Origin of the sequence: Methylophaga sp. UBA1464, from assembly GCF_002325665.1 — a bacterium.
Lineage (GTDB): Bacteria > Pseudomonadota > Gammaproteobacteria > Nitrosococcales > Methylophagaceae > Methylophaga.
Window position 1 is genome coordinate 109,206 of the sequence record NZ_DCSO01000045.1, and the last position, 8,734, is coordinate 117,939.

At 46.8% G+C, this 8,734-nt stretch carries 9 protein-coding genes; 3 read left to right on the plus strand and 6 right to left on the minus strand.

From position 1 onward, the window contains the following. The 3 genes from B3O33_RS16000 to B3O33_RS05225 form a co-directional block, all read right to left on the minus strand. The coding region (locus B3O33_RS16000) for a DUF3333 domain-containing protein (RefSeq protein ID WP_414673272.1) at nt 1–110 on the minus strand (110 nt) is incomplete at its 3' end. After that, nucleotides 103–1,491 carry a phosphate ABC transporter permease subunit PstC gene (gene pstC, locus B3O33_RS05220; protein ID WP_292363136.1) on the minus strand — a complete coding sequence of 463 codons (1,389 nt, stop codon included), beginning with the start codon at nt 1,489–1,491 and terminating at the stop codon, nt 103–105. The genes pstC and B3O33_RS16000, both read right to left, overlap by 8 nt. Before the next feature lie 140 nt (nt 1,492–1,631). Next, nucleotides 1,632–2,675, minus strand: coding sequence for a substrate-binding domain-containing protein (locus B3O33_RS05225; protein WP_292363137.1), 1,044 nt, complete (start codon nt 2,673–2,675; stop codon nt 1,632–1,634). Between the two features lie 285 nt (nt 2,676–2,960). Here B3O33_RS05225 and radC point away from each other — a divergent pair, with 285 nt between their 5' ends. The 3 genes from radC (at nt 2,961) to B3O33_RS05240 (ending at nt 7,001) form a co-directional block, all read left to right on the plus strand. Further along, the gene (gene radC, locus B3O33_RS05230; protein WP_292361278.1) at nt 2,961–3,635 is read left to right on the plus strand and encodes a RadC family protein; all 675 of its coding nucleotides are present in this window, start codon (nt 2,961–2,963) and stop codon (nt 3,633–3,635) included. 126 nt (nt 3,636–3,761) lie between these two features. Beyond that, nucleotides 3,762–5,789, plus strand: a complete 2,028-nt coding sequence (locus B3O33_RS05235) for a TonB-dependent receptor (protein ID WP_292361279.1) — start codon at nt 3,762–3,764, stop codon at nt 5,787–5,789. A gap of 75 nt (nt 5,790–5,864) precedes the next feature. After that, the gene (locus B3O33_RS05240) at nt 5,865–7,001 is read left to right on the plus strand and encodes a PepSY-associated TM helix domain-containing protein (protein WP_292363139.1); all 1,137 of its coding nucleotides are present in this window, start codon (nt 5,865–5,867) and stop codon (nt 6,999–7,001) included. Nucleotides 7,002–7,009: 8 nt separating this feature from the next. On the opposite strand, the gene B3O33_RS05245 is transcribed toward B3O33_RS05240, so the two are convergent. From B3O33_RS05245 to thyA, 3 genes are all read right to left on the minus strand, one after another. Continuing rightward, a complete protein-coding gene (locus tag B3O33_RS05245; protein WP_292361281.1) occupies nt 7,010–7,747 on the minus strand; it encodes a cytochrome b/b6 domain-containing protein in 738 nt (245 codons plus the stop codon). Between the two features lie 97 nt (nt 7,748–7,844). Next, nucleotides 7,845–8,282 carry a hemerythrin domain-containing protein gene (locus B3O33_RS05250; RefSeq protein WP_292361282.1) on the minus strand — a complete coding sequence of 146 codons (438 nt, stop codon included), beginning with the start codon at nt 8,280–8,282 and terminating at the stop codon, nt 7,845–7,847. Beyond that, on the minus strand, nt 8,279–8,734 hold a 456-nt coding region (gene thyA / locus B3O33_RS05255; RefSeq protein ID WP_292363140.1), incomplete at its 5' end, for a thymidylate synthase. The genes B3O33_RS05250 and thyA, both read right to left, overlap by 4 nt.

Below are 8,734 nucleotides of genomic sequence, written 5' to 3' on the forward strand. Positions count from 1 at the left end.
AATGCAATGGTAATGGCCAGAATGCCGTATGCCCGGAAACGCTTCTCCTTTCGGTAGCGTTTTTTCAGCGATTTATGGACAATTTCTGCCTGTTTTTTAGGATCAATCATATTGCTCTCTGTATTTACGAACGATCTTAAGGGCAATCACGTTTAACAGTAGCGTGACGATAAACAGCATCGCACCTAACGCAAACGCAGCAAGTGTTTTGGGACTATCAAATTCCTGATCACCTATTAACAGGGTCACAATCTGGACCGTCACAGTGGTGACAGACTGTAGCCGATTCGCCGTCAGATTGGCGGCAAGCCCCGCGGCCATTACCACAATCATGGTTTCACCGATAGCCCGGGAAGCCGCCAGCAATATTCCCCCCATAATGCCGGGCAATGCCGCTGGGAAAATGACTTTTTTCATGGTCTCGGATTGGGTAGAGCCCAATGCCAGCGATCCATCCCGCAACGATTGAGGTACGGCATTAATGACGTCATCAGAAAGCGACGAAACGAAAGGAATAATCATGATCCCCATGACCAGACCTGCCGCCAGTGCACTCTGGGAAGAAGCATTCATACCCAGTGTTTGTGCAAAATTAGCGATGAAGGGGGCCACTGTCAAAGCAGCAAAAAAACCATAAACAACTGTGGGAACACCGGCCAGCAATTCCAGCAAAGGCTTCACCACACTACGAACGTGTTTGTTGGCATATTCCGACAGATAGATAGCGGAAAACAGCCCAACTGGCACGGCTACCAGCAACGCAATTGCCGAAATCAGCAACGTACCAGTGAACAACGGAATCATGCCAAAAGCACCGCCTGAACCAACCTGGTCCGCCCTAAGCGCGACCTGTGGACTCCAGCTGGTGCCGAAAAAGAAATCGGTAAAAGACACCATCCCAAAAAAACGGACAGTTTCAAAGAACACAGAAAACACAATGCCGACGGTGGTCATAATCGCCACTGCAGCACAGGAAAAGAAAAACCAGCGCAGAATTCTCTCAACCTGCTCTCTGGCATTCAGCTTCGGCTGTATCCGATACCAGCCCACAAAACCCGCCAGTACAGCAATGGAGAGCACTAACATTGTCATATAAGTGTTGCTGTTTTGTCGCAGGTTCGTAAGTAACTCAGCCGCATTGACCAGTGAAGCGTCAACCGAACCTGACGACAAGGCACCACTGGCAATGTTATTGATTTGCGACATCAATAGACTGGCTTCACCGGGAGAGGCAGGAACAATTTCTGGTGCCAGCGTTCCGAGAACCAGCATTTGAATGATTTGGTTTTCAAATGAGGCCCATAACACCAGAATGATGAGGGCTGGTATGCCACACCACAACGCAGCACGAACAGCGTAATAGCCGGGGAGAGACTTAAGGTGGCGAACGCCGCCCAACGGTCTGGCCAATGCCTTTGATCTAAAATACCCCAGCACGTAAGCGGTAAAGATAAGTGCCAGGGTTAAAAAAAACAGATTAGCGGGTTGCATGCTATTTCCTATCTGCTACTAAGGGATTTTTTAAAGCTTTACTCTTTAAAAGCACGAGTTTATTTCTACCTTGCTGAAATGGAAAGGATACGAACCATCTAAAATGATTCGTATCCTTGTTATACCATTGAACTTATTAATTATTTAAGATCATCTGCAGTCAGATTAGGCATTTCTTTCAACTTCTTCTGCAGGTCCATCAATGCGTCACGTGTTGGCACAATCAGACCGACATCTTTCAGGTAGCCATTAGGACCCATTGCCGCCGGGCTAACAAACTCAGCCGCATACTCAGCGATACCCGGAACAACACCAATGTGTGCTTTCTTAACGTAGAAGAACATTGAACGGGCAACTGGATATTTATCTTCAGCAATCAGTTCAGGTTCTGGAGCAACGCCATCTAGCTTAGCTGCTTGCAGACGATCAGCATTTTCTTCCAGGAAACTGTAACCGAAAACACCATAGATGTTTTTATCACCAACCAGCTTTTGTACGATCAGATTGTCGTTTTCGCCCGCTTCGATAAACGCACCATCTTCACGAATGCTTTCACAAATCGCAGCATGTTCTTCTTCAGCAAGTTCAGCAGCTTCCGGTAATGTGTCACAACCCGCAGCCAGCGCTAATTCATTGAATGAGTCACGTGTACCAGAAGTTGGAGGAGGCCCCATTACAACGATTTTTTTGTTTGGCAGACTGGAATCAATATCGCTCCAGTTTTGATAAGAGTTTTTAACCCACTTACCATCAACCGGCACTTTTTCACCCAGCGCCAGGAACAATTGCTGCAGTGTCAAATCCATGTGCTCAGCTTCTTTTGAACTGGCGATGACGATGCCGTCAGAACCAATACGGAATTCGGTAATTTCTTCAACACCATTGCTCTTACACAACTCAAGCTCAGATGCCTTGATACGACGTGAAGCGTTAGTGATATCAGGATGGTTGGTACCAATGCCCTGGCAGAAAATTTTCAAACCACCACCTGAACCGGTTGATTCCAATTTAGGGGTAGGAAAGTCGCCTTGATTACCAAAACGTTCCGCAACAACCGTTGCAAACGGGTAAACAGTGGAAGAGCCGACGATATTGATAGTGTCGCGAGCCATAGCCGGTACAGAAATAGCAGCAAGGCTACCTGCAAGGGCGATAGATGTAAGTGCTGTTTTCAGTTTGCTCACCTTAAAACTCCTTCATTCGCTTAAAGTTGTGTTAGCTATCTTTTAGTACTGAAAATCAGAAACAATTTAATTCTCAGACTAACCGGAACATCAGAACCGATTCGTGGAGAATAAAGTGACAGTGTGACAACTTTATGACATTCAGTGAAATAACCTATTTAGGAGAATTATCATCCAGACAACCAGTCTGGGTGGAGATGTGACAACCCTCACTCCTAAACCGGTTTGTATTTATCAGGCGTTATCGTTAAATTGTCATTTAAATGACATCGCAGGGAGCGAATCATGGCAATCAGGGACTGGCCGGCAGGTGAACGGCCGCGTGAAAAATTGCTGCAATCAGGCGCAGCAGCATTATCGGATGCCGAGTTACTGGCTATCTTTCTTCGAACCGGTGTGACGGGAATTTCGGCTGTCGATTTAGCCAGAAAACTGCTGGCTGATTTTGGTAGTCTGAGAGCTTTGCTGGAAGCGGATCATCACACGTTTTGTCAGCAACATGGTTTGGGTACGGCGAAGTTTGTGCAGTTGCAGGCGGTGCTGGAAATGAGCCGGCGGCATCTGGAATCGACATTGACGCGAGGTAATGCCTTTACTGACGCTGCAACTACCCGGCTCTATCTGCAACGCCAGTTACGCCATTTTCCTCATGAAGTCTTTGCCTGTCTGTTTCTCGATACCCGGCATCGCTTGATCAGTTTTGAGCCGTTATTTCGGGGCACCATTGATGGGGCCAGTGTGTATCCGCGTGAGGTGGTTAAGCAGGCATTGAAATATAATGCGGCGGCAGTGATTTTTGCCCATAACCATCCTTCAGGTGTGGCGGAGCCGAGTCAATCGGATATTCAAATCACCAAACGGTTACGCAGTGCGTTGGAGCTGGTGGATATTCGGGTGCTGGATCATATTATTGTTGGTGATGCGGAAACCACTTCATTAGCTGAATTGGGGCATTGTTAGCGTAAACTGGTTTAAATTAAGGCTTTTGCCACACCCTTAATGCATATCACCCATTTTTGCTGGCAAGCAGATCGTTATGCTTTTGGGATTGTAAAACCATCCCATTCATAAGATGCGACCCACATTATGACGATAACCAAAACACTTAAACCGATCAGTATTGCGCTTGCCGTGATTTATGCCAATGGCGTTTATGCCCAGACTTCAAACCTGCTGGATGATGCCAGCCTGACACTGGGTACCGTGGTGGTCAGTGGGGCTAGCGGCCCGATTTCCACCCGCAATTTACCCACTTCGGTGGATATTCTGGGTGCCGAGAAAATCCAGAATCAGGTGGTGACCAATAACTGGCAGATATTCGGGCAAATGCCGGGCATCATGCTGACCCAGTTTAATCAGGGCAATGTCTCGGGCAAGTTTTCGTTACGCGGTTTTAACGGTGAAGGTGAAATCAACGCCGTGAAGCTGCTGATTGATGGCATTCCGAGTAACAGCAATGACGGCAATATGCCGTATCTGGAGCTGACCAATCCATTGGATATCGAGGCGATTGAAGTGGTGCGTGGCACCAATGATCCACGTTATGGTCTGCACAATATCGCCGGTAACGCTGATGTGATTACCCGCATTGGTGGTAATTATCAGACCGCCCGTGCCAGTTATGGCAGCTTTGATACCCGCAATGTGCAATACGCTGCCGGGTTTGATAATGGGTTGTTTTCACAGAATTACACCGCCAGTTATCTGGATTCAACCGGCTATCGTGATCACAGTGATACCCAGCGATCATCGTTTGCCGGTAAATGGTTTTTCACTCCGGAAAGTGGCAATGCCCGTTTTGGTTTTATTGCCCGTCATCATAAAGCCGATGCCGAAGAAGCCGGCTATCTGACGTATGCTCAATCCCGCGATGATGACAGACAATCACCGGCACATAATGCCTTCGATCAGGGCGATCGCGAGTTGAATCAATTCAGTGCGCATATGGATATTGATTTGAATGAGGAACTGTATTGGGAAACCAAAGCCTACCTCAATCAGATTGACGACCGGCGTTATGTACGCTTCTCGGAAAATGTCTCGCAACAGGAACGCTATACCAAGGAAAATCATATTGGTGCATTAAGCACACTGACTTGGCGGCCAGAAGTCGACTGGGCCAATGAGTTTGCCCTGATGGGCGGTGTCAGTGCCGAGTTTCAGGATAACGAAAGTGATCGCTATCTAACCAACCAACGTATTCGACAGAGCCAGACGCGAGGTCAGCAATTTGATCTGGATATCTATGGTGCCTTTGTGCAGGCCGTGGTGAAACCCACCGCAAATTTAAAACTGGTGCCGGCCTATCGTGTGGAATCATTGCATGGCAGTTATACCAATGAACTTACCGATCAACGTTTTGATATCAACGATTATGGTCTGATTCATCAACCTAAATTTAGCGCTGTTTATTCATTTACCGACAATTACGCCGCTTATGCCAACTGGGGCAAAACCTTCCAGGTTGGAGTTGGGACCGGTACTTATCGGGTTGATAATGACCGTGATCTGGATCCTTCCATTAATGAAGGTTTTGAAATCGGTTTTAAATTCCGTCCTGTTTCATGGCTGGATGGACGGGTGGCCATCTGGCAGCAAACCGCTAGCAATGAAGCTCGGCGTGTGTTGAATGATCCGAATAACAGCAGTGAAAATATCGGTAAAACCGAGCGTCAGGGTATTGATCTGCAATTTAATGCTCAGGCAACCGATCAGCTTGCCTTATGGTTTGCCGCCTCACTGCAACGTTCAGAAATCCTCAAAGCAGATTCCGTGTCACCGGAAAGTAAAGGTCAGGAAATTGACCATGTACCCAATTATCTGCTTAATGCCGGTGTCGATTATCAGGCCACGCAAAAACTGGGATTATCTTTCTGGACTTCGGCTCAGGACAGCTATTATCTGGAACGCACCAATAGCACCCGTGAATTTGGTCAGTTCTTTTTAATGAATGCGTCAGCCAGTTATGCCGTAACGCCAAAAGTCCGCCTGGAACTGCAATTGAAAAATCTGGCAAATCGTTATTATGAATATGTGTGGTTTGATGGCACGCAATCGTTGCATTCACCGGGTGATGGGCGTGCTGTGTATGGCTCGGTTCAGGTAGACTTCTAGCCCATTACTTTTTTTGGTTGATTCGCTGTCACTATTCGACAGCGAATCAATAACGTCATTCGGATAAACCTCACCATGAAAAACGCCCGCCGCACTTGGCTGAGCATTCATTTAACTCTCGGTCTGAGTATCGGTGCCTTGCTGGTATTACTGGGGCTGACCGGCAGTATTCTGGTGTTTTATCTGGAAATCGATCAAATCATCAATCCGCAGATTGAACCGACAACGGTTCCTTATGAAATGCCTGCCCAACAGGACATTCTTGATGCCCTGCAACAGGCGCATCCGAGGCGCACCGATCCGTGGCGTATCGAACAGCCAATGCATGATGACTGGCCAATTATGGCGCGCTATTACACACCGGTTGAATCGGTTGGAAAAAACTTTGCGCCATTAATGCTGACAGTCGATCCGGTCACGCTGGAGGTGACCAGCTCCCGTTTGTGGGGCGATTATGCAATGACCTGGATTTACGATTTGCATTACAGTCTGCTGCTGGAAAAACCCGGTAAAATCGCCATTGGCATTATCGGGCTGATTTCTTTAATTTCGTTTATTTCCGGCATCTGGCTGTGGTGGCCGGGCTGGGGTGGTTTGAAACAGGCATTAAAACCGCAGCTTCACTCAGGGAAAGCCCGGCTCAATTACGATCTGCATGTGCTGTCTGGTAGTTATGGTTTAGTGTTTTTGCTGATTTTAAGCCTGACCGGTGCAGCACTCGCTCTGCCGGATCAAACGGCCATGCTGGTTAAGCCATTTTCTGATCTAAGCAGCTCACCGAAAATTGCATTAAATCATTCAGAAAATGCGTCGCGAATTACGGCTGATCAAGCGGTCGAAATCGCCAGACAGCAATTTCCCCAAGCTGAATTACGTTGGGTTGAAACACCAGGGTTAAATAATCAGAAAGCCTGGCGGATAGCTTTGTATCAGGAGGGTGAACCCAGTCGACGTTTTCCCCGAACTCAAGTGTGGATTGATCCATTAACGGGAGAGATTCTGGCACTTCGTGACACCAAACAGGACACTGGTGGTGATGTGTTAATGCACTGGTTACATCCACTGCATAATGGCGAAGTGTTTGGCATGACCGGCCGGATTTTGGTGTTTATTGCTGGCTTTTTACCATTAATATTATTTGTGACCGGTCTGATTCGCTGGTTACAAAAACGCCGGGCCAGGCGACTGGTGACCAGTCGCCATTCAGCTTAACGGCTTATTTAATCCGCATCAAACGGTTTTTCAGAATACACCTTATTACCGGTGATCATGCCTGACGTCAGGCCACTGCCCTCTTTCTTCTCGGCTCTGATAACCGCTGCAATATGCACCACAACTGAAATTATCAACAAGTAGAAAAAGTAAGTGTGCCAGCTGCGATACGGCGTACGGAAATCACGCATTTCCTGATAAGCCTCGGGATTAATACCGGTTTCTCTATCTCCCGGCACAATCAACGCCATGGACGCTTCATCCTGTGCCACCCAGGCTTTTATCTGCGAACCAAACGGTGGCATATAAAGATCGGTACTGCCCAATACCAAACCGGTGACACTTTGTGCTGTCATCAAAAACAACATCACCATAACGCTCCAGCGCCCTAGCGGATTATGACCAAGGAAATTGATTTTACGCTTGGTTTTGCCTGCTTCACGATAAGCAGCGTACTGTGCTTTATAAACTTTACCGAACGGCAAAATGGCTTTCCATCTGGCAAAACGATTGCCACAGAAAGCCCAGATGATGCGGACAACGATATTCAGAAAAAACACATAACCAATCCAGATATGGAGTGCTTTTAACAACACTTTATCTTCGCTCGATATACCTAAGTCACGGCTGAACATCATCACCAAACCGAGAGCGACTATCGGGATAAACGTTAACACCGCTACCCAATGAAAGATCCTGACCGGTCTATCCCAAACTCGATAAGATTTTAAACTTTGTTGTGTCATGCTTTATTCCTTGAATTCAACCCGTTCTATTCTCAGTCTATTAGCTTATTCTTAAAAGAGTCTTAAGCGTAATCAGACCCATGATGCAATCACGTATTTATGTCGTTACCCGACAATAATCACCTTTCCATTCATGCAAAAACGGCGTAATTTTTTCATGCAGTTCAAGATGCTGCTGCCACCAGTTTCTCAGACAAATCAATAATACCGTCGGATCGGCTTCTGAAATACCCTGTAAATAGCAGGCATCAAAGTCTCTTAAGGTTTTTTCCGCTTCCGCTTTGTATTGCTTCATTAATGGGCATTCCAAAGCTTCTAAAATTCCCTGCTCTGTCATGAAATGAAAATTCAGATAGTTCTTCAATATATGTACTGTGGGTTTTAGCTGCTGCAGCGTAAAACCTTGCTGGATAAAATAATGAAGCGAATTGATGATCGCCACTGCGCCCCGATGCTGTTCATCAATGATCGATTCGTGTTGCAGAAATTTGTCCTGCCAGACGATATAGAGTGGTTTCTGAGCTTTTTCGATCATACGGCTATGGGTGCTTTGATATGCGCTTGCGCTTCATAACCAACAATCTCAAAATCCTCGAATCGATAATCCAGTATCGAAGCCGGTTTACGATGAATTTTCAGCTTGGGTAATGGCCCCGGGGTACGTTTTAATTGCGTTTCGACCTGCTCGAAATGATTGCTGTAGATATGCGCATCACCAATGCTGAGCACAATTTCACCGACATCCAGATCGCATTGCTGTGCCAGCATATGCGTGAGGAAAGCCAGTGAGGCTGTGTTGTAAGGATTGCCGAGAAACAGATCATTTGAACGAATATATAAAGATGCGCTGAGCTTACCGTTGGCCACATAGAACTGATACAGAACATGACAAGGTGGCAGCGCCATTCTGCCCGCCGCTGCATTTTCCCAGGGCTTTTGTTTTTCATCTGGTAATAAGGCAACATTCCAGCCGTTGATTATATGACG

What these genes read in the sequence shown, in the direction of transcription:
- pstC (WP_292363136.1), bottom strand. Translation starts at nt 1,491, where the DNA reads ATGCAACCCGCTAATCTGTTTTTTTTAACCCTGGCACTTATCTTTACC.
- radC (WP_292361278.1), top strand. Translation starts at nt 2,961, where the DNA reads ATGGCAATCAGGGACTGGCCGGCAGGTGAACGGCCGCGTGAAAAATTG.
- B3O33_RS05235 (WP_292361279.1), top strand. Translation starts at nt 3,762, where the DNA reads ATGACGATAACCAAAACACTTAAACCGATCAGTATTGCGCTTGCCGTG.
- B3O33_RS05240 (WP_292363139.1), top strand. Translation starts at nt 5,865, where the DNA reads ATGAAAAACGCCCGCCGCACTTGGCTGAGCATTCATTTAACTCTCGGT.
- B3O33_RS05245 (WP_292361281.1), bottom strand. Translation starts at nt 7,747, where the DNA reads ATGACACAACAAAGTTTAAAATCTTATCGAGTTTGGGATAGACCGGTC.
- B3O33_RS05250 (WP_292361282.1), bottom strand. Translation starts at nt 8,282, where the DNA reads ATGATCGAAAAAGCTCAGAAACCACTCTATATCGTCTGGCAGGACAAA.